Origin of the sequence: Streptomyces guryensis (assembly GCF_021261325.1) — a bacterium.
GTDB lineage: Bacteria > Actinomycetota > Actinomycetes > Streptomycetales > Streptomycetaceae > Streptomyces > Streptomyces guryensis.
In genome coordinates, this window is the sequence record NZ_JAJSBI010000009.1 from 307,804 (window position 1) to 330,061 (window position 22,258).

A 22,258-nucleotide genomic window follows, 5' to 3' on the forward strand; every position below is an offset into this window, starting at 1 on the left:
GGTCGCCCGCGATGGGTGCATCGCCGTATCTGCCGGGGGTCACTCCCCACCCCGCCGCCGAGGGGTCCGCGAGCGCGGGCACGGTCAACGGTGTCGATAACGCGCGGTGACGTCCGCGAGATAGCCGCGCAGCATGACCTTGGCCTCGTCGAGGAGTTCCACGTCCCCCTCGGCGTCCCGCCGGAACGCCTCCTGCGCCAGCGCGTCGGCCGCGAGGACCGCCGCGTGGCAGGCGAGGGCGAGGGTCTCGTCGTCGCCGGCCATGTCGAGCGCGAGCAGGACGCGGCGGATCCCGTCGGCCATGCGGCGCTTGTGCGCGCGGTCCGCGGCGCGGGTCCGCTCGGTCAGGCCGCTGCCGAACCACAGGGCGCGGAAGCCGTGTCCGGTGCGGTAGATCCCGGCGAACGTGTCGACCAGCACGCCCACCGGGTCGTCCCACCGCTCCGCCGTCGCGGCCTGGACGAGACCGTCCATGGCGGCCTCGAGTTCGGCGAAGTAGCCGGCCGCCAGGGCGTCGATGATCGCGTCGCGGTCCGGCAGGTACTGATACAGCGAACCGACCGACACCTTGGCCTCAGCGGCGACCCGGGTGGTGGTCAGCTCCTCGACCCCTTCGCCGATGAGGACGCGTTCGGCAGCTTCCAGAACCCGCGCCAAGCGTGCTTTGCTGCGCGCCTGTTGGGGGGTGCGGCGCAGGGGAGCGGCCCCGCTGGCATCCGCGGTCGGCTCGCCCACGAGCAACCTCCGAACCTGAACGTGACTTTGTTTCATGTTTAGGTTACGGTCCCGCACATGACCGACTCAAGCGCGGCGCTCGGGCGGGAGCGGGCCGCCGTGGCGGACGCCTGCCGCCGGCTGGGCGCCGAGGGCCTGCTCATCGGCACGGCAGGGAACGTGAGCGTGCGTGCGGGGGAGCGGGTCGCCATCACCGCGACCGGGGCGGTCCTCGCCGAACTCACCGCGGACCAGGTGACGGTGGTCGGCCTGGACGGCAAGATCGTGGCCGGAGCCCTGCAGCCGACCTCGGAGCTGGAGCTGCACCTCGGCGTCTACCGCCGCCACGGCACCGGCGCGGTCGTCCACACCCACGCCCCGATGGCCACCGCGCTCTCCCTCGTCCTCGACGAACTGCCCTGTATCCACTACCAGTTGCTCGCTCTCGGCGGCACCGTCCGCGTCGCGCCGTACGCCACCTTCGGCACCCCCGAACTCGCCGAGTCGGTGCTCGCCGCGCTGGAGGGCCGCAGCGCCGCACTGATGGCCAACCACGGCGCACTCACCCATGCGCCGACCCTCGACAAGGCGGTCGAGCACGCCCTGCTGCTGGAATGGGCCTGCGGTGTCTACCAGCGCGCGGCCGCCCTCGGACCGCCCCGCGTCCTCGACGAACAGCAGCAACTCGCGGTCATCGAGGCCGCGATAGCCCGTGACTACGGCACCACCCACCCCGTACCACCCGCGCAGGAGGAAGAGCGATGAAGGTCGTCACGATGGGCGTGCACGTGCTGGACGTACTGGTGCGGCCGGTGGAGGAGATACCCGAGGGCCAGGGCGCGACCCTCGTGGACGACATCCGGATGACCGCCGCCGGGACGGCCGGCGGCACCGCCCTCACCCTCGCCAAACTGGGCGCCTCGGTGCGCACCGCCGGTGCGATCGGCACCGACCCGACCGGCGACATGCTCCTCCAGCTCCTCGACAGGGCGGGAATCGACACCGGGCTGCTCGTCCGCCGTATCGACACCTCGACCTCCGCGAGCGTCCTGCCCATCCGCCCGAACGGCGACCGCCCCTCGCTCCATCTGCTCGGCGCCAACATCACCTACGGCCTCGACGACGTGCCCTGGGACGCCGTGGCCGAGGCCGGCCATCTCCACCTGGGCGGCCCCGAGCTGATCGGCGCCGACGTCGCCGCGCGCATCCTGGCGCACGCCAGGGAACACGACGTGGTCACCTCCGTCGACCTCCTCGCCCCCGGCGAGCTCGGCACCTTCGACCAGATCGAACCCCTTCTCCCGCACGTCGACTTCCTGCTCCCCAACGACGACCAGGTCCTCGGATTCAGCGAGGAGCAGGACCTCGTGACCGGCGCGAAGAAGCTCCTCGCCGCCGGGGCCGGACTCGTCGCGGTCACCCGCGGCGGCGACGGCGTGCTCCTGGTGACGGCGGATGGCACGGAGACGATCCCCGCCTTCGAGGTCGACGTCGTCGACACCACCGGCTGCGGCGACGCCTTCTCGGCCGGCTTCATACGCGGCATCGGCCTGGGCCGCACGCCCCGCGAGGCCGCCGTACTGGGCAGCGCCGCGGCGGCACTGGTGGCGCAGGGGCTGGGCAGCGACCACGGGGAATTCGACCTGCCCGAGGCCGACGAGTTCGCGATGACCCACAAGACCCGCTCCTGAGCCATTCGACACCCGGTGAACCGGTGTGAACCGTCACCGGATCAACCAAGTGGTGACGGCCACGACAGGGGCGTACGGTCGAACGGTAGACGCCGCAGTGGACGGAACCGTTCACTGATGCCAAGTGCGACACGCCATGAGCAGCAGCCCGCAGCCGACCTCCGCATCACAGGCCGCCACCCGCGAACCGGGCGGCGGCGGCAACGGCATGGCACTGCTGGTCATCGCGTCGTGCCAGCTGATGGTGGTCCTGGACATCACCATCGTGAACATCGCGCTCCCGCACATCCAGAGCGCCCTGAACTTCTCGACCACCAGCCTGTCCTGGGTGGTCAACGCCTACACCCTCACCTTCGGCGGACTGCTGCTGCTCGGCGGCCGCACCGGCGACATCCTCGGCAGGCGGCGCATGTTCGTCTTCGGGGTGCTGCTGTTCGCGCTCGCCTCCCTGCTGGGCGGGCTCGCCCAGAACTCCGGCGAACTCCTCGCCGCCCGCGCCCTCCAGGGAGTCGGCGGTGCCATTGCCTCCCCGACCGCCCTCGCCCTGATCAGCACGACCTTCCGTGAAGGCCCGGAACGCAACCGGGCCTTCGGCGTCTTCGCGGCGGTCTCCTCGGGGGGCGGCGCCATCGGGCTGCTGGCCGGCGGAATGATCGTCGAGTGGCTGAACTGGCGCTGGGTGCTGTTCGTGAACGTCCCCATCGGCGTGCTCATCGCGCTCGCCGCACCCCGCGTGATCAAGGAGTCCGAACGCCACCCCGGCCACTTCGACATCGCCGGGGCGCTGACCTCCACCGTGGGCATGGTGCTGCTGGTGTACGGCTTCATCAGAGCCGCGCAGGAGGGCTGGCGGGACCCCTTCACGGTGGCCTCGTTCGCCGGGGCCATCGTGGTCCTGGCGGTGTTCATCCTGGTCGAACGAGGTTCCCGGCAGCCCATCACCCCGCTTCACATGTTCGCCGACCGCAACCGCGCGGGCACCTACGGCATCATGCTGAGCCTCGCCGCCGCGATCTTCGGTATGTTCTTCTTCCTCACACTGTTCGTGCAGGACGTCCTGGGCTTCAGCCCGCTGCAGGCCGGGCTCGCGTTCCTGCCGGTCAGCGCGGTCATCGCGGTCGGAGCGGCGCTCGCCTCGCGGTTCCTGCCGAAGTTCGGGCCCAAACCGTTCATGGTGGTGGGTGCCATCCTCGCGGCCGCCGGGCTGGCCTGGCTGACCCTGACCGACGTCCACTCCACCTACGCGGGCAGCATCCTCGGCCCGATCTGCGTCTTCGGACTCGGCATGGGCATGGAGTTCGTCTCGCTCACCCTCATGGCGCTGTCCAACGTCCCCGTCCAGGAGACCGGCGCGGCCTCGGGTCTCCTCAACGCCACCCAGCAGGTGGGCGGTTCGCTCGGCCTGTCCATCCTGGTCACCATGTTCGGCACGGCCAGCACCAACGAGGCCCACAAGCAGATCCCGCGCTTCCTGGCCCAGGCCACCCCGGCCGAACGTCTGCGCTTCCGGCACACCGGACAGCTCCCGAGCCCCTGGTCCGACCGCGTGCTCACGTCCGGGATCTCGGCGGCCTTCATCACGGCGGCGATCTTCACCGTCGTCGCCGCCCTGATCGCCCTGGTAGTCATCCAGGTCCGCCCCTCCGACCTGGAACGGCTCAAGGGAGGGACGGGACCCGGACCGGGCTGACGTCGTCGATCGGGCGTGGACTCCTCAGCCGGCCGAGACCGACTGGCCACCCCATTCCTCGGGCGCGACATCCGCGAGTGTCTGCGAGAACGTCCACTGATGGCCCGCAAGGTCCTCGGCCGCGTACTGGCGCTCCCCGTACTCGAAGTCGGTCGGTTCCATCACGATGCGTGCACCGTGTCCTCTGGCCTGCTCGCAGTGGGCGCGGACGTCGTCCACGCGCACCATCACCGAGTGCGTGACCTCGCCGGGGCGCGGAGGGCAGCGGTCCTTGCGTGTGTCCGCGACGATCACGGCGCCCTCGCCGTATCCGAGCTGTGCGCGGTGTGCCTCGCCGATCCGTACCCGTTCCACGAACCCGAAGGCGGCACCGAGCCAGGCGACCGCCGCGCGCACGTCGGGATAGATCAGGACGGGGATGACGGTCGAGGCGGGGATGGAACGGTTCGGCTTCATGGCCGACTCCCTGTCGTCGGGAAAACGAGAGGCGGATCGCACGCCGGTTCTGCCAGGCTAGCCGGTCGGTTCGTGCCTCTCGCCTGTGTCCACGAGCCCGCCGTGGGAGTGTCGGTGGCCGCGTCCCGCCCGGCCCCGCTGCTGGACATCCGTCATCGCTGAGGGCGCCTGACCGGGCCGGCCATGGACAGCGGCGATGGCTCGGACACCGAGGTGGCGGCTGAGCCGGCTGAGCGGCAGCGACCGGTCACGGCGCGGGGACCAGCCCCAGCTGCTGGGCCCGCAGGACAGTGCTGATGCGGTCGCGGGTGCCGAGTTTGCGGTAGATCTTCTCGACGTGCTTGTGGACCGTACGGTCCGAGATGCCGAGCCGCCGACCGATCGCGGCCGCGGTCAGGGCGTCCGTGAGCAGGAGCAGAACGGTCGTCTCCCGCGGAGTGAGCGGGCAGTCCGCGGCCGGTTCGCCGGGCGGGTCCGGGGCGGCCGTCCGCTTCCAGCGCTCCAGGAGCTGCCGTTGCTGCTCCACCGCCGCCAGCAGCGGCTGCAGCTGCCGGGCCGCGCGGACGTCGTCGTCGGTGAAGTCCGTACCGGAGCGGTAGACCATGCATCCGGTGATCGGCGTCGTCGTCCCGGGCAGCGGAATCGCCAGTACGTGGTCCACGTCCAGCATGTCGCCGATCAGCCGGGCGGTCGGACTCGCGGACCATGCGGCGCCGGCGGCCCGGCGCGCCGTGAGGGGAGCCCGGTCGGGTCCCGACGCGTAGTGGTGCGCGAAGGGAAAACCCGCGCGCAGGAGGCCCACGTCCTCCTCCCCGAGCCCCTCGAACTCGACGGCGACCTCGGGCGGCATGCCGACCGTGCCCTCGGTCTCGTTCCAGTCGTCGAGCTTGTAGACCAGGGTCTCGCCGCCGCACAGCCCGGGCAGGGCGCTCGCCACCAGTGGCCACAGCCGCTCCGGCTCGCGTTCGTTGAGGGCGGCGACCGCCACCGACAGCATGCGTTCGTGGGCCCCGCCCAGCACCTCTGCCACGTTCTTCTCCGCTCGTCCGCCGCGTACGCAGTTGTACCCATACCGGCGACGCCGTCCGCTGCTCCAGACTGCATGCGAGCACCCTCGAGCAACAACGACGTTCTCGGATGTACTCCAGCACATCGGCGCCACGGCAGCCGCAGCGGGGGAGTCCCGGCGCTTGGGGAGGACGCCGGGACCCCCACGCCGTGCGGGGCCGCCGGCGCGGGGGACCGGCGGCCCCGCACGGCTCACTCCGACGAGGGCGCGTCCGTACGCATCGCGTCCGAGATCGACTTCACGCCACCGTGCGCCGTGAGGCCCCCGTCCACCGGAATCTCCGCCCCGGTGATGAACGACGACTCGTCGGACAGCAGGAAGACCACGAGCGGTGCGATGTCGTCGACGCTTCCGCTGCGGCCCAGCGGGGTCTCGCGGATGGTCGCCTCCCGGAAGGCGGGAGTGGCGGCGGCCGTCATCTCGGTCTCGATATAGCCGGGGTGCACGGTGTTCACACGGATGCCCCGCGGCCCCAGCTCCATCGCGGCGATTTTCGACAGCCCGCGCAGCGCCCACTTGCTGGCCGTGTACGCCACCGGATAGTAGCCGGTGAGCGCGGCGGACGAGCCGACGTTGACGATCGACGAGCCGGGCGGCATCAGCGGGGCGAGGTGCTGGATGCCGAGCAGCGGTCCGATCGTGTTCACCGCCTGGACCTGCGCGAAGTCCTCGGGACGCACCTCGCCCAGACGCTCGCGCCGGATGACGCCCGCGTTGTTGACCAGGCCGTGGATCTCGCCGTGGGACTCCCGCAACTCGGCGGCCAGCGCCGCCCAGTCGCTCTCGCCGCTGACATCCAGCCGGCGCACCTCGCCCTCGGGCCGCACGTCGGTGGCGACCACCCGGGCGCCGGCCCGGGTCAGCGCCTCCGCCTCGGCGGCACCCTGGCCGCGGGCGGCCCCGGTGACGACCACGACCTTCCCGGCCAGTCGCCGCGTGTTCTCGTTGCTCACGCGGCCATCTTTCACCACCGAGGCAGCCTGAGCTCGTACTCCGGGTGGATCCGGCGCATGTACCCGGTGTCGTCGCGGCTGCGCACCCCCGACTCCACATACAGCCGGTGCAGCCGGTCGAGGGCGCCGTGGTCCAGCTCCACACCCAGGCCCGGTCCGGCCGGGACCGCCACCTCGCCGTCGCGGAACTCCAGCACGCCGGGGACGATCACGTCGTCGGCCGAGTTCCACGGGTAGTGCGTGTCACAGGAGTGGTCGAGGTTGGGGATGGCCGCCGCGACATGGGTCATGGCGGCGAGGCTGATGCCCAGGTGCGAGTTGGAGTGCATCGACAGGGCCAGCCCGAACGCCTCGCACACTGCGGCCAGTTCACGGGTGCGGCGCAGGCCGCCCCAGTAGTGGTGGTCGGTGAGGAGCACCTGGATCGCGTTCTGCTCGACGGCGGGCTTCAGATGTTCCCACGCGATCACGCACATGTTGGTGGCGAGGGGGAGAGGCGAGTCTTCGACCACCTGCGCCATGCCCTCGATGCTCCTGGTCGGGTCCTCCAAGTACTCGAGCACACCGTCCAGTTCGCGCGCGACGTACTTCGACGTCTCCACCGTCCAGGCAGTGTTGGGGTCCAGCCGCAGCGGCTGCCCGGGGAAGGCCTCCGCGAGCGCCCTGATCGCGGCGATCTCCTCGTCCGGCGGGAAGACGCCTCCTTTGAGCTTGAACGAACGGAATCCGTACCGCTGTTGCATCAGCCGGGCCTGCTCCACGATCCCGGCGGGATCCAGTGCCTCGCCCCAGTCGTCGCCGACCGCCGCCCTGCCGTCGAGCGCCGGGTGTTCGGCCCACTTGTAGAAGAGGTACGCGGCGAACGGCACGGAGTCGCGGACCTTGCCGCCGAGCAGATCGCTGACCGGCCGCCCGAGCAGCTTGCCCTGCGCGTCGAGACAGGCGACCTCCACCGCCGAGGTGGTCCAGCCCCGCTCGTGGGAGCTGGGCACGGTCGGCAGCAGGGCGGCGTCGATCGCGGTCGCGGCAGCCGTCGTGTCGAAGACGTCCATGCCCACGACGACCTTCGCGGCGGCCTCGAGTCGCTCCAGGCGGGCGGTGCCGCCCGGTGACTCGCCGAGGCCCACCGTGCCGTCCTCCAGGACGAGTTGGAGGATGATCCGCAGGGCGAGTGGCTCATGGACGCCGTTGGAGTTGAGCAGGGGCGGGTCGCGGAAGGCGATCGGGGTGACGATCAGTTCGCGGATCCTCGTGCCACCGGTGGTGCTCATGCGCCCACCACCTCCAGACCGTGGTCGATCAGCTTCGCCAGCCGGGCCATGTGCTCCGGCGTGGGGTCGAGCAGGGGGGCCCGTACACCGCCGACGTCCAGGCCGCGGAGGGTCACCCCGGCCTTGACGAGCGACACGGCGTACCCCGGGGCCTCGTCGCGCAGCTGGACGAGGGGGCCGTAGAACTCGTCGAGGAGCGTTTCCGTGAGCGCCTTGTCCTCCTCCGTGAGCGCCCGGTGGAAGGCCAGGGCGATCTCGGGGGCGAAGGCGAACACCGCGGAGGAGTAGAGCTCGACGCCGATGGCGCGGTACGCGGGCGCCGTCATCTCGGCGGTGGGCAGGCCGTTGAAGAACTGGAAGCCCTCGGCTCCCGGTACGGCACGCACGGCCCGGACGATGCGGTGCATGCGCTCGATGTCGCCGAGGCCGTCCTTGAGGCCGACCACCTTGGGCAGGGCCGCGATCTCGGCGGCCGTGGCCTCGGTCAGCCGGGCGGTGCCGCGTTGGTAGAAGATCACGGGCAGCTCGCTGGCGCCGGTGACCTCCTCGACGTACCGCACCAGGCCCCGCTGCGGCGCGCTGACCAGGTACGGCGGCAGCAGCAGGATGCCGTCGGCGCCCGCGCGTGCGATGCGGGCGGCCTGGTCGCGGGCGACCGGGGGCGGACCGCCGGCGGCGGCCAGCACCGGGACCCGGCCGTCGGCCACCTCGACCGCGACCCGGGTGGCCCGCTCGATCTCCACGGTCGTCAGGGCGTGGAACTCACCGGTGCCGCAGGCGACGAACAGGCCGCCCGCGCCGGCCGCGACACCGGACTCGATGTGCCGCGCGAGCCGTTCCTCGTCCAGCGAGCCGTCCGCGGCGAACGGCGTGACCGGGAAGAACAGCACTCCTTGGAACTTCATGTCTCCCTCAAACGTGGGGGGTTGTCAGCCCTTGGTGGCGCCGGCGGCGATGCCGGTGACCAGCGAGCGCTGGAGGAGCAGATAGACGACGAGGCTGGGGATCAGGGCGATGACCGCGCCGGCCAGCACCACCCCGGAGCCGACCTGGGGGTCGGAGCGCAGGATGGACAGGGCGACGGTGACCGTGTAGTCGGTGGGGTCCTTGGCCGCGATCAGCGGCAGCAGGTACTGGTCCCAGATCATGATGAAGCCGAGCACTCCGGCCACGCCGAGCGCGGGCTTGCACAGCGGCAGGATGACCTGCCACAGCAGCCGGAACTCGCCGACGCCGTCGATGCGGGCGGCCTCCTCGATCTCGGTGGGGATGTCCTTCATGAACTCGGTCAGCAGCATGATCGAGAAGCCCCAGGCGCCCAGCGGCAGGATCACCGCCCAGACCGTCCCCTTCAAGTCCAGCCCCACGACCGGGACATGGCCGAGGACCAGGGACAACGGGATGGCGATGACCTCCTCCGGGAGCATCATGGTCAGCATGAACAGGGTCAGGACCAGCGCCTGGCCGCGGAAGCGGTGCCGGGCCAGCGCGTAGGCGGCGAGCACCGACACCACGAGCTGGAGCAGCAGTCCGCCGCCCGCGATGACGAGGGAGTTGGTGAAGTAGTCCCAGATCCCTCGCTCGCCCGCGACCTTGATGTTCAGCAGGGTGGGGTGGTGCGGGAGGAAGGACAGCGACGAACCGCTGGGGTTCGTGCTGAAGGCACCGGAGAAGATCGTCAGGAACGGCGCGGCGAAGATCGCCAGGGCTGTCGCGCACAGCAGGACGCGCAGGGCCCAGGACAGGCCCGGCTTGTCGCTCCAGCCGAGGGCGGTGTCGAAGCGGGCCGGGGTGGTGCGCTGTGCTGTGCCGGGCCGTGCCGCCGGGGTCTTGGGCTCCCTGGCCCGGACGGGTTCGATGACGGGGGCGCTCATCGCACGTCTCCTCTCTTGCGGAGGTGGTTGACCGTGACGGTGAGCAGCAGCGTCACGCAGAGCAGCACGACGGAGGCGGCGGACGCGCCGCCGATGTCGTTGCGGGTGAAGCCCAGGGTGTAGGCGCGGGTCATCCAGACCTCCGTCGACCCGGCCGGACCGCCGAACGTGAGGACGTACACCTCCGTGAACACGCGCAGTCCGCGGATGGCGGCGAGCGTGAGCACGATGCCGAGGGCGGGGCGTATCGCGGGGAGCGTGATGTACCGCAGCCGCTGCCACAGCGAGACGCCGTCCATGGCGGCCGCCTCGTACAACGACCGGTCCACGCCCGCGAGTCCGGCGAGGATGATCACCATGTTGTACGGGGCGCCCATCCAGATGCCCATGACCATGGTCGCCCACAGCGCGGTGCCCGGGTTGTCGAGGAACTGCGTCGGGCCGATGCCGAGGAAGCCGAGGGCGTTGTTGATCAGGCCGTCGGAGGTCGGGTAGTACATCAGCCGCCACAGCTCGCCGACGACCGCGGTCGCGGTGACGACGGGCAGGAAGACGGCCGTGCGGACGAGCTTCAGCGAGCGTGCCTGGCCTTCGAGCAGCAGCGCGAGCAGGAAACCCACCAGGATGGCGCCCAGCGAGATGCCCACGCCCAGGACCAGGGTGTGGCCCACGGCGTCCTGGAAACGGTGGTCGCCCAGCACACGCGTGTAGTTGTCTAGCCCCACCCACTTGTCGCCCAGGAACGGCCGCACCTTGAAGAAGCTGAGCCAGATGCCCTTGCCCATCGGGAGGAACTTGAAGACGAGGGCGAGCAGCAGCCCGGGCGCCAGGAACAGCCAGGGGAGGACGGCCTTCCTGCTGAACCCTCTGCGCCTTGCCGGCGCGGTCACGGTAGCGGTCATTTCAGCAGGTCCTGGTCCTTGAGGTCGCCGGCGAGGGTGTCGTTGAGCTCCTTGAGACCGGAGCGGACGTCGCTGCCGCAGTAAGTGAAGATCGCGTTGAGGCTGTCCGCGGTGTCCTGTTTGATGGGCGCGAAGTCAGGCGCGTTCGGGAACTGTTCGGACGCGGTCTCGTACGCCTTCTGCACGACGCTCCAACGCGCGTCGCCCCGCACCTTGGCCGCGTCCAGTGTGGAGTTGGTGGGGATTCGGACGACCGGCTGGTGGCCGCCGACGCTCGTCATGGCGATCTTCTGGCCCTCGGCGGAGATCAGGAAGGCGGCAAGTGCCCGCTCCTGCGCGGTCTTTCCGGTCCGGGCGCCGAAGTAGACGTTCTCGCCGTCGGCCAGTACGTCGTTGCCCGCGGGGCCCGCCGGGGCGGGGACCACCTCGTACCTGGCCTTGCCGGGCGTCGTGTCGAAGGTGGTGATGTTGTACGGGCCGGTGAGGTACATCCCGGCGTTGCCGTCCTGGAAGTCGGTGGCGGTTCCGGTGATGGCGGAGACGGCGCCGGGCTGCAGGACACCGTTGTCACCGCAGAAGAGGTTGTCCTTCATCCAGGTGACGGTTCGTACGGCGGCGGCCGAGTCCATGGCCGGCCGGTAGCCCGAGCCGTCCTTCTCGATGATGTTCGCGCCGCCCTGCCAGAGGAAGTTGGCGCCCCACCAGGCGGTGTAGCCGTTCATGGCGCTGCCGGGGGCGACCATGCCGTAGGTGTCCTTCTTGCCGTCCCCGTCCGGGTCCCGGTCGGCGAAGGCCTTGGCGACGGTCAGCAACTCCTGCCAGGTCGTCGGCGCCCTCAACCCCAGCTTGTGCAGCCAGTCCTTGCGGATCATCAGCGTCTGGGCCTGGCGCGAGTACGGGATGCCGTAGTGCCTGCCGTCGATGCCCACCGTGGACGACCAGGACTTCGCGGTGATCTGGCCGTGACCGGTGATGGACGCCGGGTCGATCGGCTTGAGCAGGCCCTGGCTCTGGTAACTGCCCATCAGCGCCGTGTCGTTGATCATGACGTCCGGCAGGTCCTTGGTGGAGGCCCGGCTCTGCAGCTGCTGGTCGAAGTTGACCACCGGCTGGTAGTCGATCCTGATTCCGGTCTTCTTGGTGAAGGCGGCGAAGACCCGGTCGTAGGTGGCGGCGGAGTCCGGATTGCTCCGGGTCCACACCTCCAGCGTCTTCGGGTCACCCGAACCGGCACTGCCGGAACCGGAGCCACAGGCGGCCGTTCCCAATGCGAGCCCCGCGGCGGCGAGGGCGGCGGCCAGGCGGCGACTTCGTCGGCGATCGCCCATGAGCACCTCCGTTCATATCCGTGAACGTTCTTCACGAATCTAAATGGGACGGCTCAAGCTACGAATCGTTTCATCGGCATGTCAAGACATGGCTGAAACATTTCACCGAGCCCGTGCATGCATCACTGGACGCCGTGATCCTCGCGGGCGGCGCGCCGGGCCCGAGATGGGGAGGGCACCTGTGGCGAACAAGGAAGAGGCCGCCGACTTCCGTCGGCGGCCTCGCAGTTCATCGAGCTGCTGCTGTCACTCCTCGGGGGGCGTCCCCGACCTCACGCGGGACGCACGGCGATACGGACCGCCGCCTCGCCGGCGTAGTTGACCGAGTCCTCGCGGATGACCGCGCCCGGACCCGGCGCGTGAATCATCAGGCCGTTGCCCGTGCAGAGGCCGACGTGGCTGAAGTTGTCGTTGAAGAAGATCAGGTCTCCGGGACGGCTGTCGGCAAGGGGGATGACCGTGCCGGCGCTCGCCTGCTCGTACGTGGTACGCGGCAGGGTGACCCCGGCGGCCCTCCAGGCGGCCTGGGTGAGCCCGGCGTTGTCGTACGACTCGGGGCCGACCGCACCCCACAGGCACGGCCTGCCGATCTGCGCACGGGCGAAGTCGATCGCCCTGTCGGCCTTGGTGGCGGTGGGGGCGCCGACGGCGGGGACGCCCGTGTCCAGGACGGATGGCTGCACGGTCCAACCTCCGGCCTGGGGTATGCCGGTGTCGGGCACGGAAGGCCGGGCCCGCCAGTCCTCCACGGCGGGTACGCCGGTGTCGAGTACGGACGGCTGCGTGCGCCAGTCGTCGACCACCGGTACGCCCGTGTCGAGCACGGAGGGCCGCATGCGCCACTCCTCGGCCGCGGGTACGCCGGTGTCGACCGCGGAGGGCTGCATGCGCTGCTCCACGGCCGCGGGCACGCCCAGGTCGAGGACCGTCGGCTGCTGGAGCCGCCACGCCTCCTCGGCCGCCCGGCCGGTCTGTTCCGCCTGCTCCTGCCAGGGGAGTTGGGACGGCAGGGCGGCGAGGGCCGGGCGCGGTGCGGAGGTCTGCCGGGCGGTGTACCGGTACAGCAGCTCGCTGGCCGCCGCGATCTTGCGCTGGCTCTGCTCCTTGGACCTGCGCAGCGGGGCCTGCTTCGGCTCGGGGGCCGCCGCGGGCAGCGCCGGGACGGCCTCCTGGCGGGGCTGCGGCACGGCAGGCGGCGCGACCGTGGGGCCGGCGGTCAGCTCGGCCACCGGACGGCGGGGCTCCGCGGAGGGCAGCTCGGCCATGGGTCGGACAGCCGCCTCCAGTTCAGGAGCGGCGGGACGGCTGTCCGCCGGGCGCGCGGGCCGGGGCCCGGCCTGGCGGGCCGGCATACGGTCGGCCGGCAGCACCGCTGGGACCGTCGGCCCCAGCGAGGCGCGCACTCCGTCGAACCACCGCCGGGACACCGAGTCGAGTGCCGGATCCGAGCGGCCGCGTTCACGGGCCGGGGCGGCGGGCGGCCGCGCTCCCATCAGCTGGGCCCGGGTGAAGTTGAAGTTGCCCGTGTCGGACTCGGCCTGGTCGTAGAGGCTGCTCACCCGTTGCCGGACGGCTTCGCGGCTGGGGCCCTCGTCCGCCGTCGTCGGTGCGGCGTCGGCGGTCTGTGAGAACAGGGCCACCGAGGTGAGGGCAGCGGTCGCGAGAGCCGAGTTGCGCATACCGGGCAGGCCGAAGCCTCCGGTGCGCGATGGTCGATCCGGCGCCATGGGAGCCGTACTCCTTCCGTACTCCGCCTACCGAGTTAGCTGTCGGGTTCGGGCGGTCGGTTCCGGAAGGCATGCCCTACGGCCCTTGCCCTGGTGGGCGGTTGGGCCGATTCACCCCGTCGTTCGGTCGGGTCCCCGGCTCCGGCTGCCACAGGGGCGCACCGGACTCGGCGGAGGCCACGCGTCCCGGCGGGGTTCGCCGGAGGAACTCGTGCGGCCTGATGCCACGCTAGCCAACTTGTGCGGCTCGTGTGAAGGTTGAAGGCCGGAATGTCCGATACGCTTTTGTGACCTTCGTCGTGATGGGCCGTCAGATCCGTGCGTCGTGCACGCAGCGGATCCGGACGGCGACCGACCGTCGCGAACGGGCGGCGTCAGGAACGCGGGCCGTCGCTGCGAGCCTCACGCTCGGCGTCCCGCTTCTTGATGCGCGCCGCCTCCTTGCGGACCTCGGCCTGGGTGGCGCGCTCCGCCTGCAGCCACTCGGGCTGTGCCTGCTTCAGGGCCTCGATCTGCTCCGTGGTGAGCGCCTCGGTGATCCCGCCGCGGGCGAGACCCGTGATGGAGACACCCAGCTTCGACGCGACCACCGGACGGGGGTGCGGACCGTTGGCCCGCAGCTCGCGCAGCCACTCGGGCGGCTCGGCCTGGAGCTGGTCGAGCTCGGCTCGCGAGACGACACCCTCCCGGAACTCGGCGGGGGTGGCCTCAAGGTACACACCCAGCTTCTTGGCCGCGGTCGCGGGCTTCATCGTCTGGGTGCTCTGGTGCGACTTCATGAGGCCAAGGGTATCGACCGTGTTCGAGACCTCCGACCACGGCCGGTAGCCTGGCCTGGTGACAGGCTCGGAAGCACCCCAGGCGTTCCGGCTTGCGTACGTCCCGGGGGTGACGCCCGCCAAGTGGGTGCGGATCTGGAACGAGCGCCTGCCCGGCATCCCGCTGAACCTCATCGCCGTACCGGCCGCCGACGCATCCGACGTGCTGCGCGCCGGTGACGCCGACGCCGGACTCGTACGGCTGCCGGTCGACCGTTCGTTCTTCAGCGCGATCCCCCTCTACACCGAGACGACGGTCGTCGTCGTCCCCAAGGACCACGTGATCACGGCGGCGGACGAGGTGACCGTCGAGGACCTCGCGGAGGAGGTCCTCTTCCATCCCCTCGACGACGTGTTCGAGTGGGACCGGCCGCCGGGCGAGCCCGCCTTCGAGCGGCCCGCCACCACTGAGGACGCCGTGGAACTCGTCGCGGCGGGCGTCGGCCTGCTGGTCGTCCCCCAGTCACTGGCCCGTCTGTATCACCGCAAGGACCTCACGTACCGGCCGCTGGTGGACGCTCCCGAGTCGGGCGTCGCCCTTGCCTGGCCCGAGGAGGCGACCACGGACCTGGTCGAGGACTTCATCGGAATCGTCCGCGGCCGTACGGTCAACAGCTCCCGCGGCCGCAAGGCGACGGCGCCGGAGGCGAAGGGCGCGACGGGCGACGCGGCCGGCGCCCGGCGCAAGCCTGTGGCCGGAAAGACGACGGGGAAGTCGACGGGGCGGAACCCGCGGGCCGGTTCCGACGTCTCCCAGGGCGCCAAGCGAAGGAAGCCCCGCCGCCGGGCATAGCCTCCCTCGGGGCGGCCTCGCCCCGTTTTCCGATCCATCCGGTGGGGCGATGGACGGGAGGCGGGGGATTTTGCTTCGCAAGGGGGTGCGGCGCAGCGGTGGCGCGGCGGACCGGCTGCGTGCCCACGGGCTGTGGGGCGATCTCGGCGAGTGGCGCGGGTGCCCGCGTGGCCGCCTGTGGCGGGTGGCGGCGTTCGTCGGGCGCACGCTGCGGGGCGAGTGGCAGGGCATCGTCGTCGATCCGGTGCGGCAACTCGGGCGCCGTGGGCTGCCGGCGCTGTTCCTGGCGTTCCTGGCCGCCTTCGGCGTCATCTTCTTCCATGCGCTGGCGCAGCGGCCGGCCGGCGCCGTGGTGGTGCGGCTGCTCGGCGGCGTCAAGGGCGACCTCCCGCTGTGGCTGGCCCTGCTGCGCACGCCCGTGTCGCTGTACGTCCCTGCCCTGGATCTGCCCGTGTGGGCGGGGATCACCTCGTTGTTCCTCGCGTTCGCGCTGGCCGAGCTCATCCTCGGCCGGGCCAGAACGCTTCTCATCTCGTACGCGACCACGCTCGCCGGCACTCTCATGGTGCGCGTGATGCTCGCGCTCGGTCCGGGCTGGGGCGGGCTGGGTCTGCCGCCCGGGGCCGGGCAGGTGCTGGACACCGGCCCGTCCGCCGCCGTCGTGGGCCTTTTCACCTATCTCGCCGTCGTCCGGCGCGCACCCATCGTGTTCGCCCTCACCGGCGGGTCCATGGTGTGGGAGTCGATCGCCGTACCCAATCTGGCCGGCCGCGAGCATCTGATAGCGGTCGCCACCGCGATCGTCCTGGCCCTGTTCCACGAACGTGACCGCCGGCGGCCGCCCACCCGGCCTCTCCTCCCGGTGGGCCGAGCGGAGTCGCAGGGCGGGACGGCCGGGCGCCCCCGCCCCGACGATCACGTCGCGGTCGGCTGAGCGGGGCCGGCGGGCGCCGCCCGACGCCGGTCAGGGCTGTGGGAGGCCGCCCATCTCCGCCGCGAAGACCGTCGGGTCGCTGTCGAACCCCCGGAGCATCTGGTGGAACTCCCAGGCACCGGAGGAGTCCCGGGTAAACTCGGCGACCGTCGCCGCTGTGGCGTCGGCGACCTGGCCGAAGTCGTCCTTGAGCAGTTCCGTGTACCCGTCGACGACCAGCACCCCCGCGTTCGAGATGTCACCGAAGGGCTTGGGGCCGCCGTTCTGATGGATCGCCACACCCACCACCACCCGCGCGAAGGAGGGCGCCAGACGGTCGAGCTCCAGGACCATCACCTCGACGAAGCCGTAACCCTGGCCGGTCTCGCTGTGCCGGCTCATGTTGATGGTGCCGTCCGGTGAGCGGCTCTCGGTGTGCACCACGTACACCGGCCGTCCGTGCGGGGCGTCCGCCGAGTAGGTCGTCGCCATGATGTCCAGATGGTGTGGCGGCCGGTTCCAGGGGCTGGGATCCCACTTGAGCCGCACTTCGATCTTGCCCTGTACCCTGCCGTCGCCGCTCACCGGACGCCGCCCCCTCGAATCAGGCCACCGAGGGACAGTCCCCCGCAAGGTCAAGTATGTTCCCGGTCCCGCTCATTCATCCGGCTGCGGCGGCGTGTGCGCACCGTGAGGGAGGTGATCCTGGCTTATCTTCGCCACGAAATCCGACATCCGGAGTAAATATGAATAAAGCGGATGAACTGGTTGGTGTGGTGGAAGAAGTGGCGCTCGTCGCGCCGACCGGTCATCAGGGGCGCCGCGTCACCGGACGGCCCCTGCCCGTCGTCATCGTCACCGCCGCCGGCTCGGTGGCGGTCCTCACCCTCACCGGCGTCGGATGGCTGAACCAGCCCGCCGTCGCGGCCTGGCGCACGGTCTGTCTGGCCATCACCGTCCAGGCGCTGCCCTTCCTCCTCCTCGGCACCGTCCTTTCGGGGGCCATCAACGCCTTCGTACCGGCCGAACTGTTCACCCGGATCCTGCCCCGCAGTCCCGCGCTCGCCGTCCCGGTGGCCGGCGTCGCGGGCGTCGTCCTGCCGGGCTGCGAATGCGCCTCGGTGCCGGTCGCGAACAGCCTGATCCGCCGCGGTGTCACCCCGGCCGCCGCCTTCGCCTTCCTCCTCTCCGCACCCGCGATCAACCCGATCGTGCTCACCGCCACGGCCGTCGCCTTCCCGGGCAGCCCCGCCATGGTCGCCGCCCGGCTGCTCGCCTCCCTCGTCACCGCTGCCGCGATGGGCTGGCTGTGGCTCTGGCTGGGACGCGAGGAGTGGCTGCGGCCGGCCGTCCGCCATGCGGGGCACCGGCCCGGGCGCAGCCGCTGGACGGAGTTCCGCCTCGGCTTCCAGCACGACTTCCTGCACGCCGGCGGCTTCCTGGTGCTGGGCGCCATGGCCGCGGCCACCTTCAACGTGGCCGTGCCGCGCTCGGTCCTCGACACCTTCTCCGGCTCGCCCTGGCTGTCGGTGCTGTTCCTGGCCGCGCTCGCCGTCCTGCTCGCCGTTTGCTCGGAGGCCGACGCGTTCGTCGCCGCCTCGCTCACCGGCTTCTCGCCCACCGCGCGCCTGGTGTTCATGGTGGTCGGTCCGATGGTCGACCTGAAGCTGATCGCCCTTCAGGCGGGCACGTTCGGCCGGTCCTTCGCACTCCGCTTCTCCACCGCGACGACGGTGGTGGCCGTGACCGCCGGCGCCCTGATCGGAGGCGCACTGCTGTGAAGCGCCACGCCCAAGTCCTCCTGCTGGTCCTGACCGGCCTGGGCCTGCTGCACGCCGCCCTGTTCAGCGACCTCTGTCTGCGCTACGTCAAGGAAGGTCTGCGCCCCCTGCTGATCGCCTCCGGTGTGCTGCTCCTGCTGCTGGGCGTGGCAGGAGCGGCACTGGACCGCGCGGCCCCCGAAGCCGGCCCCCACGCGCACGCGCACGCACACGGCCACGACCACTCCGCCGCGCCCCGCATCGCCTGGCTGCTGTTCCTGCCCGCCCTCAGCCTGCTCCTCTACGCTCCGCCCGCCCTCGGCGCGTACACGGCCTCGCACGCGAACAGCAAGGCCGTGCCGAAGGAACAGCGGTTCGACCCGCTGCCCGCGACCGTCCCCCTGCCGATGACGCTCACCGACTTCACCGCCCGGGTCCAGCAGGACCGGGAACAGGCTGTCAGAGGCCGCAGCATCCGCATGACCGGCTTCGTCACCCCCGCGGGGCGGGCCGGCGGCTGGTATCTGACCCGGATCATCTTCACCTGCTGCGCGGCGGACTCCCAGTCGGTCAAGGTCCGCATGTACGGCCCGCCCGCGCTGCCGGCCAACACCTGGGTGGCCGTCACCGGAACCTGGCACCCCACAGGTGCGCTCGGCACGAAGTCCGCGACGGCGGCCCTCGACGTCCACCGCACCGAGCCCATCTCCCCGCCCGTCAACGCGTACACGGACGACCTGCCGCTCACGCCCTCGTGACCAGAACGGAACGGGCCCGGCTCAGGAAGACCGTCGAACGGCGGATGCCGGTCCCTGGGCAGGGTCGACGACGGCGGCAGCGATCCTGAACCGCTTGTCGAGCGCGCACCAGATCTCGTCCAACAGGTCTGTCCCGTTCCCGGCGTCGACCGTGAACTCGGTGAAGGGGGCGGCTACCGAGACCTGTTCGCCGTCGGAGTCGTAAGTGGTCAGCAGGACCGCTTCGCCCGGTCGCGGGTCCCGTACGGCGAGGGTCATCACGTTGCTGGTCAGGCGTGCGGCGCGGCTGGGGCGGGCGGCCCCGAAGACGGTGGTGCGTCCGCCGTCCCGGCTGATCAGTGCGGTGAGGCGGGAGGTGCGGATCGGAGGGTCGGGTTCGTACTCGAAGCCGCTGAGCGCCTCGGTGGGCGAGGCTCCCGCCCGGAGTCGCTCAGCGGCCCGGGACACGTGCTCACCGTTGCCCAGAACCAGCCAGTCGTTCGTGGCCGTGGCGGCGGCGTAGTGACGCAGGGGATCGTGCTCCCCGGGGTTGAGCGGCCCGACCACCAGGTCACCGTCGATCAGCCGGAGCGCGCGGTCGCGGGAGGCCGGGCTGCGTCCGGTGAGGAAGTAGCCGCCCAGCACGGCTCCGGAGCGGGTGCGGGCGCACAGGACTCCGCGGCCCGGGTAGGGGTTGGCGGCCAACAGGCCATGAAGGGTGAGCATGCTGATGCGCTTTCTGGTCGGTCCGGGGGCGGCGGCCTGGGCCGGGAGGGGCGGGGCTCAGTGGTGGAACAGCCTGAGGCCGGTGCGGGCGAGGGCGATCCCGTGCTCGCGGCAGGCGTCTTCGACCTCCGCGGAGCGGATCGATCCGCCCGGCTCGGCGATGTGGTCCACGCCGTGCCGCTGTGCGTGGTCGACATTGTCGCGGAACGGCAGAGTCCCGTCGGAGACGAACGCGACCCTCTTCAGACGAGCCATCCACTCGGCGCGGCTGCCGGCCGTGAGCTCCTTCATCGGCTGCGACAGAGCAGCCGAGAGCCTGGTGTTCTCGTCCGCGGTGAGGTCGCCCTCGACGAAGCGGATCTGCCAGTTGATCCGGTCCTGGCGCCGGATCCCCGGCCTGAAGGCGAGCGCGCGCACCGCAGGATGACGCCGCAGCCACCATGTGTCGGCCTTCGCCCCGGCAAGGCGCGTGCAGTCGACGCGGGACTGCTGCCCGGCGCCGATGCCCAGCGTCGCCCCGTCGCGCAGGAAGCACACCGAGTTCGACTGCGTGTGGCGCAGCACCACCAGCCCCAGCAGGAGATCCTGCACGGCTGTCGTGGGGAGCGAGCCGCACACGACGTTCTCCAACAGCTCTGCCGCACACGGCGCTTCGTCCCGCCGCTGACTCAGACGCAGGCCGAAGAGCTCGCGCGCCTCCCGCTCCGGCGGCACGAAGTCCGGGTCCGCCTCCAGGACGAGGAAACGGCCGTTCTTCTTCCTGCCGAGCCTGTCCACGGTGCCCGGCGCATAGCCCGGCGCGATGATGCCGTCGCTCACGACATGGGCCAGCAGTTCGGCGAGTTCCTCGTCGACCGGGTGCGAGACGGCGGCGAGGTCCCCGTACGACGACTTCGGGTCCGCGTCACGAGCACGCAGATACGCACTGGTCAGGGCGCCGACCTCGGCCCGGTCGACACCATGGAGCTCCGCCGTCACCTCGTCGACGGGCCCGGCCACGGCCGCACCCGCGGGTGAGACGTGCTTGAAGGAAGCGGCCGCCGGCCGGCCCAGGGACCGGCTCGCCTCCCGCACCAGCTGCCAGCCGTTGAGGGCGTCAAGCATGTTGATGTACGACGGGCTTCCGTGCACCACCCGGACCGGCCACCGGCCCGGCCGCACCGGGGTGGCATCCGCCGCCTGCCGCGGGTTCATTCCGTACCGCAGATCCACGTCATGGCCTCCTCAGCGGAACATCACTGACGGAGGCGCCCAGGCGGTCGACGCTCACGCTGAACCACGGCCGCTCCCCGGTGGTCGTCCACCCTCGCCAGTCGCGGCCGGATCAGACTGTACCCGCAAGGGCAGGGCAGGCGTCGAGGGGGCGGGCCGGTCAGAGCACCCGAGTGGCGTGCACGAACTCCCGGATGATCCGCGCCAGTTCCACCGGCCGGTCCAGGGGGAGCAGCGTGTAGCCGTCGTCCACCTCGACCAGCCGACCCTGCGGCAGCAGCGCGGCGAGACGACGGCCGTGCTCGGGCGGCATCACCCGGTCCTCGCGCGCCCAGACCACCAGGGCCGGCCGGTCGAAGAGCGGCAGACGTTCGGCCGTGGCTTCGAGCAGGCGGCGGGTGGCCCGGTTCGCGGTGCGGAGGAGGCGTACGGCGTCACGGCGGATCGCGGGCTGCCGCAGCACCGGCCGCATCCAGCGCGCGGTGGCCGCGTCGCCCCGCTTGGTCAGCCAGCCGAACGCGATCGGCAGCCGGCGTACCGCCCGCACCCGCATCTGCTGCATGAACAGCCCGAACATACGCGGCGAGAGCCGGCCGGTGAGTACCAGGGTCCGGCCCGTCAGCCCCGGCGGGAAGTTGTCGAACGCATCGCAGGACACCAGCACCGCCCGCCCCACCCGCTCCTCCCCGTCGGCCATCAGGAACTGCACGAGGACCCCGCCCGTGTCGTTTCCGACCAGGGTGACCTCCCGCAGATCCAGCCGCTCCAGGAGCTCCGCCACGAGCCGCGCCACCCCGGGCAGCGACAGATCCGCGTCCGCGCGCATCGGGTGGCGGTGCGCGCCCAGGGGCAGCGTCGGGGCGATGCACCGGTGGTCGGCGGCCAGGTCGGCCGACGGCCCCTCCCACAGTGAGGCATCCATCAGCAGGCCGTGCAGCAGTACGAGTACGGGACCGTCGCCGCCGCTGTCCTGGTACGCGATCGTGCCCGCGGACAGCTCGATCTCGTACGTGTCCGCAGTGCGGGCAGTGGTGTCCATGAAGGCCTCCCGTGTGTCTGCGCCATGTGTCCGCACTCAAGAGGGCCGAGCGGCCCGGAGTGTGACATCCGACCGGCCGGACCGTCATCCCGCCCCGCCCGCGGTGGCAGAATCGGCGGCGTGGACCGGGGGATCCGCGAGCGCGAGCCCGAGCCGGCACAGCCGGCCACGGCCGCACCGGAGGCGGCGGACGGGGCCGGTTCGGTGGTGCTCGTCTTCGGCGAGGCCGGAATCGGCAAGTCGAGCCTGGTGAGGGCCCTGCCGGACCGCCTGCCCAGGCACGCCCGCGTGCTCGTCGGACAGTGCGACGACCTCGCCACCCGGCGACCGCTGGGCCCGTTCCGCGACCTCGTCGGCAGCGTCGGCGCCGAACTCATCAAACGCTGGGCGATCGACTGCTCCGACGCACTGCACCCCTACTCGGCGGGCGGCGCCTACGTGAACATGATGACGGACGAGGGCCAGGAGCGCGCGTCCGCGCCGGCTGCAGCGGCAACTACGAACGGCTGGCCCGCATCAAGGCCGACCGCGACCCGGACAACGTGTTCCGCCTCAACCAGAACATCCGGCCCGGCTGAGACCGCA

Annotated in this window: 23 protein-coding genes, 1 pseudogene and 2 riboswitches; of the genes and pseudogenes, 9 read left to right on the forward strand and 15 right to left on the reverse strand. The window is 71.4% G+C overall.

Features of this window, described 5'->3' with window-relative positions; all coding sequences use genetic code 11:
* Positions 1-84: 84 nt before the first annotated feature.
* Positions 85-735 (reverse strand): TetR/AcrR family transcriptional regulator, encoded by a 651-nt coding sequence (locus tag LJ657_RS20410; protein ID WP_232650137.1) that lies wholly within the window; start codon positions 733-735, stop codon positions 85-87.
* Positions 736-792: 57 nt separating this feature from the next.
* On the opposite strand from LJ657_RS20410, the gene LJ657_RS20415 reads away from it, so the two are divergent.
* From LJ657_RS20415 to LJ657_RS20425, 3 genes are all read left to right on the forward strand, one after another.
* Positions 793-1,479 (forward strand): class II aldolase/adducin family protein, encoded by a 687-nt coding sequence (locus tag LJ657_RS20415; RefSeq protein ID WP_232650139.1) that lies wholly within the window; start codon positions 793-795, stop codon positions 1,477-1,479.
* Positions 1,476-2,405, forward strand: coding sequence for a carbohydrate kinase family protein (locus tag LJ657_RS20420; RefSeq protein WP_232650140.1), 930 nt, complete (start codon positions 1,476-1,478; stop codon positions 2,403-2,405). The genes LJ657_RS20415 and LJ657_RS20420 overlap by 4 nt, the downstream gene beginning before the upstream one ends.
* A gap of 136 nt (positions 2,406-2,541) precedes the next feature.
* The gene (locus LJ657_RS20425) at positions 2,542-4,095 is read left to right on the forward strand and encodes an MFS transporter (RefSeq protein ID WP_232650141.1); all 1,554 of its coding nucleotides are present in this window, start codon (positions 2,542-2,544) and stop codon (positions 4,093-4,095) included.
* Positions 4,096-4,119: 24 nt separating this feature from the next.
* Here the strand turns inward: LJ657_RS20425 and LJ657_RS20430 are convergent, their stop codons facing one another.
* The 10 genes from LJ657_RS20430 to LJ657_RS20475 form a co-directional block, all read right to left on the reverse strand.
* Positions 4,120-4,551 carry a VOC family protein gene (locus tag LJ657_RS20430; protein WP_232650142.1) on the reverse strand — a complete coding sequence of 144 codons (432 nt, stop codon included), beginning with the start codon at positions 4,549-4,551 and terminating at the stop codon, positions 4,120-4,122.
* Positions 4,552-4,798: 247 nt separating this feature from the next.
* The gene (locus LJ657_RS20435) at positions 4,799-5,548 is read right to left on the reverse strand and encodes a helix-turn-helix transcriptional regulator (protein ID WP_232650189.1); all 750 of its coding nucleotides are present in this window, start codon (positions 5,546-5,548) and stop codon (positions 4,799-4,801) included.
* Between the two features lie 263 nt (positions 5,549-5,811).
* Positions 5,812-6,573: an SDR family NAD(P)-dependent oxidoreductase gene (locus tag LJ657_RS20440; protein WP_232650143.1), complete on the reverse strand. Its 762-nt coding sequence runs from the start codon at positions 6,571-6,573 to the stop codon at positions 5,812-5,814.
* A gap of 11 nt (positions 6,574-6,584) precedes the next feature.
* On the reverse strand, positions 6,585-7,844 hold the full coding sequence (locus LJ657_RS20445) for a glucarate dehydratase family protein (RefSeq protein ID WP_232650145.1): 1,260 nt from the start codon (positions 7,842-7,844) through the stop codon (positions 6,585-6,587).
* Complete coding sequence (locus tag LJ657_RS20450; protein WP_232650146.1) at positions 7,841-8,749, reverse strand: 5-dehydro-4-deoxyglucarate dehydratase; 909 nt, start codon at positions 8,747-8,749, stop codon at positions 7,841-7,843. Before LJ657_RS20450 ends, LJ657_RS20445 begins: the two co-directional genes overlap by 4 nt.
* A 24-nt stretch (positions 8,750-8,773) precedes the next feature.
* Complete coding sequence (locus tag LJ657_RS20455) at positions 8,774-9,718, reverse strand: carbohydrate ABC transporter permease (protein WP_232650147.1); 945 nt, start codon at positions 9,716-9,718, stop codon at positions 8,774-8,776.
* Positions 9,715-10,620: a carbohydrate ABC transporter permease gene (locus tag LJ657_RS20460; RefSeq protein ID WP_232650148.1), complete on the reverse strand. Its 906-nt coding sequence runs from the start codon at positions 10,618-10,620 to the stop codon at positions 9,715-9,717. The genes LJ657_RS20455 and LJ657_RS20460 overlap by 4 nt, the downstream gene beginning before the upstream one ends.
* Positions 10,617-11,948, reverse strand: a complete 1,332-nt coding sequence (locus tag LJ657_RS20465; protein ID WP_232650149.1) for an ABC transporter substrate-binding protein — start codon at positions 11,946-11,948, stop codon at positions 10,617-10,619. The genes LJ657_RS20460 and LJ657_RS20465 overlap by 4 nt, the downstream gene beginning before the upstream one ends.
* 272 nt (positions 11,949-12,220) lie before the next feature.
* Positions 12,221-13,675, reverse strand: a complete 1,455-nt coding sequence (locus LJ657_RS20470; protein WP_232650151.1) for an NlpC/P60 family protein — start codon at positions 13,673-13,675, stop codon at positions 12,221-12,223.
* A gap of 8 nt (positions 13,676-13,683) precedes the next feature.
* Positions 13,684-13,858: riboswitch (cyclic di-AMP (ydaO/yuaA leader) on the reverse strand.
* A gap of 191 nt (positions 13,859-14,049) precedes the next feature.
* Entirely contained in the window at positions 14,050-14,454 is a 405-nt protein-coding gene (locus LJ657_RS20475; protein WP_232650153.1) for a DUF5997 family protein, read from the reverse strand.
* 58 nt (positions 14,455-14,512) lie between these two features.
* On the opposite strand from LJ657_RS20475, the gene LJ657_RS20480 reads away from it, so the two are divergent.
* Both LJ657_RS20480 and LJ657_RS20485 read left to right on the forward strand, forming a co-directional pair.
* The gene (locus LJ657_RS20480; protein ID WP_232650155.1) at positions 14,513-15,286 is read left to right on the forward strand and encodes a LysR family transcriptional regulator substrate-binding protein; all 774 of its coding nucleotides are present in this window, start codon (positions 14,513-14,515) and stop codon (positions 15,284-15,286) included.
* A 70-nt stretch (positions 15,287-15,356) separates the two neighbouring features.
* A complete protein-coding gene (locus LJ657_RS20485) occupies positions 15,357-16,220 on the forward strand; it encodes a hypothetical protein (protein WP_372487939.1) in 864 nt (287 codons plus the stop codon).
* 30 nt (positions 16,221-16,250) lie between these two features.
* On the opposite strand, the gene LJ657_RS20490 is transcribed toward LJ657_RS20485, so the two are convergent.
* Positions 16,251-16,784, reverse strand: a complete 534-nt coding sequence (locus tag LJ657_RS20490) for a TerD family protein (RefSeq protein WP_232650156.1) — start codon at positions 16,782-16,784, stop codon at positions 16,251-16,253.
* Positions 16,785-16,945: 161 nt separating this feature from the next.
* On the opposite strand from LJ657_RS20490, the gene LJ657_RS20495 reads away from it, so the two are divergent.
* Positions 16,946-17,980, forward strand: coding sequence for a permease (locus LJ657_RS20495; RefSeq protein ID WP_232650157.1), 1,035 nt, complete (start codon positions 16,946-16,948; stop codon positions 17,978-17,980).
* Entirely contained in the window at positions 17,977-18,717 is a 741-nt protein-coding gene (locus LJ657_RS20500) for a TIGR03943 family putative permease subunit (RefSeq protein ID WP_232650158.1), read from the forward strand. Before LJ657_RS20495 ends, LJ657_RS20500 begins: the two co-directional genes overlap by 4 nt.
* Positions 18,718-18,738: 21 nt before the next feature.
* Here the strand turns inward: LJ657_RS20500 and LJ657_RS20505 are convergent, their stop codons facing one another.
* From LJ657_RS20505 to LJ657_RS20515, 3 genes are all read right to left on the reverse strand, one after another.
* Positions 18,739-19,422, reverse strand: coding sequence for an IMP cyclohydrolase (locus LJ657_RS20505; protein WP_232650160.1), 684 nt, complete (start codon positions 19,420-19,422; stop codon positions 18,739-18,741).
* Positions 19,423-19,479: 57 nt separating this feature from the next.
* Positions 19,480-20,634 (reverse strand): phosphoribosylaminoimidazolecarboxamide formyltransferase, encoded by a 1,155-nt coding sequence (locus LJ657_RS20510; RefSeq protein ID WP_232650162.1) that lies wholly within the window; start codon positions 20,632-20,634, stop codon positions 19,480-19,482.
* A 30-nt stretch (positions 20,635-20,664) separates the two neighbouring features.
* Positions 20,665-20,749, reverse strand: a riboswitch (ZMP/ZTP riboswitch).
* A 45-nt stretch (positions 20,750-20,794) separates the two neighbouring features.
* Positions 20,795-21,673, reverse strand: coding sequence for an alpha/beta fold hydrolase (locus LJ657_RS20515; RefSeq protein ID WP_232650164.1), 879 nt, complete (start codon positions 21,671-21,673; stop codon positions 20,795-20,797).
* Between the two features lie 24 nt (positions 21,674-21,697).
* On the opposite strand from LJ657_RS20515, the pseudogene LJ657_RS20520 reads away from it, so the two are divergent.
* Positions 21,698-22,000, forward strand: a pseudogene (locus tag LJ657_RS20520) (ATP-binding protein); the annotation flags it as partial.
* Positions 21,976-22,251: a BBE domain-containing protein gene (locus tag LJ657_RS48630; RefSeq protein WP_232650165.1), complete on the forward strand. Its 276-nt coding sequence runs from the start codon at positions 21,976-21,978 to the stop codon at positions 22,249-22,251. The pseudogene LJ657_RS20520 and the gene LJ657_RS48630, both read left to right, overlap by 25 nt.
* The last annotated feature ends 7 nt before the right edge of the window (positions 22,252-22,258 follow it).

Bases quoted from the DNA above. Each gene is read 5' to 3' on its own strand.
- LJ657_RS20460 (WP_232650148.1), bottom strand. From the start codon at position 10,620: ATGACCGCTACCGTGACCGCGCCGGCAAGGCGCAGAGGGTTCAGCAGG.
- LJ657_RS20425 (WP_232650141.1), top strand. From the start codon at position 2,542: ATGAGCAGCAGCCCGCAGCCGACCTCCGCATCACAGGCCGCCACCCGC.
- LJ657_RS20475 (WP_232650153.1), bottom strand. From the start codon at position 14,454: ATGAAGTCGCACCAGAGCACCCAGACGATGAAGCCCGCGACCGCGGCC.
- LJ657_RS20420 (WP_232650140.1), top strand. From the start codon at position 1,476: ATGAAGGTCGTCACGATGGGCGTGCACGTGCTGGACGTACTGGTGCGG.
- LJ657_RS20455 (WP_232650147.1), bottom strand. From the start codon at position 9,718: ATGAGCGCCCCCGTCATCGAACCCGTCCGGGCCAGGGAGCCCAAGACC.
- LJ657_RS20505 (WP_232650160.1), bottom strand. From the start codon at position 19,422: ATGCTCACCCTTCATGGCCTGTTGGCCGCCAACCCCTACCCGGGCCGC.
- LJ657_RS20445 (WP_232650145.1), bottom strand. From the start codon at position 7,844: ATGAGCACCACCGGTGGCACGAGGATCCGCGAACTGATCGTCACCCCG.
- LJ657_RS20430 (WP_232650142.1), bottom strand. From the start codon at position 4,551: ATGAAGCCGAACCGTTCCATCCCCGCCTCGACCGTCATCCCCGTCCTG.
- LJ657_RS20450 (WP_232650146.1), bottom strand. From the start codon at position 8,749: ATGAAGTTCCAAGGAGTGCTGTTCTTCCCGGTCACGCCGTTCGCCGCG.
- LJ657_RS20435 (WP_232650189.1), bottom strand. From the start codon at position 5,548: ATGCTGTCGGTGGCGGTCGCCGCCCTCAACGAACGCGAGCCGGAGCGG.
- LJ657_RS20465 (WP_232650149.1), bottom strand. From the start codon at position 11,948: ATGGGCGATCGCCGACGAAGTCGCCGCCTGGCCGCCGCCCTCGCCGCC.
- LJ657_RS20495 (WP_232650157.1), top strand. From the start codon at position 16,946: ATGAATAAAGCGGATGAACTGGTTGGTGTGGTGGAAGAAGTGGCGCTC.
- LJ657_RS20515 (WP_232650164.1), bottom strand. From the start codon at position 21,673: ATGGACACCACTGCCCGCACTGCGGACACGTACGAGATCGAGCTGTCC.
- LJ657_RS20470 (WP_232650151.1), bottom strand. From the start codon at position 13,675: ATGGCGCCGGATCGACCATCGCGCACCGGAGGCTTCGGCCTGCCCGGT.
- LJ657_RS20415 (WP_232650139.1), top strand. From the start codon at position 793: ATGACCGACTCAAGCGCGGCGCTCGGGCGGGAGCGGGCCGCCGTGGCG.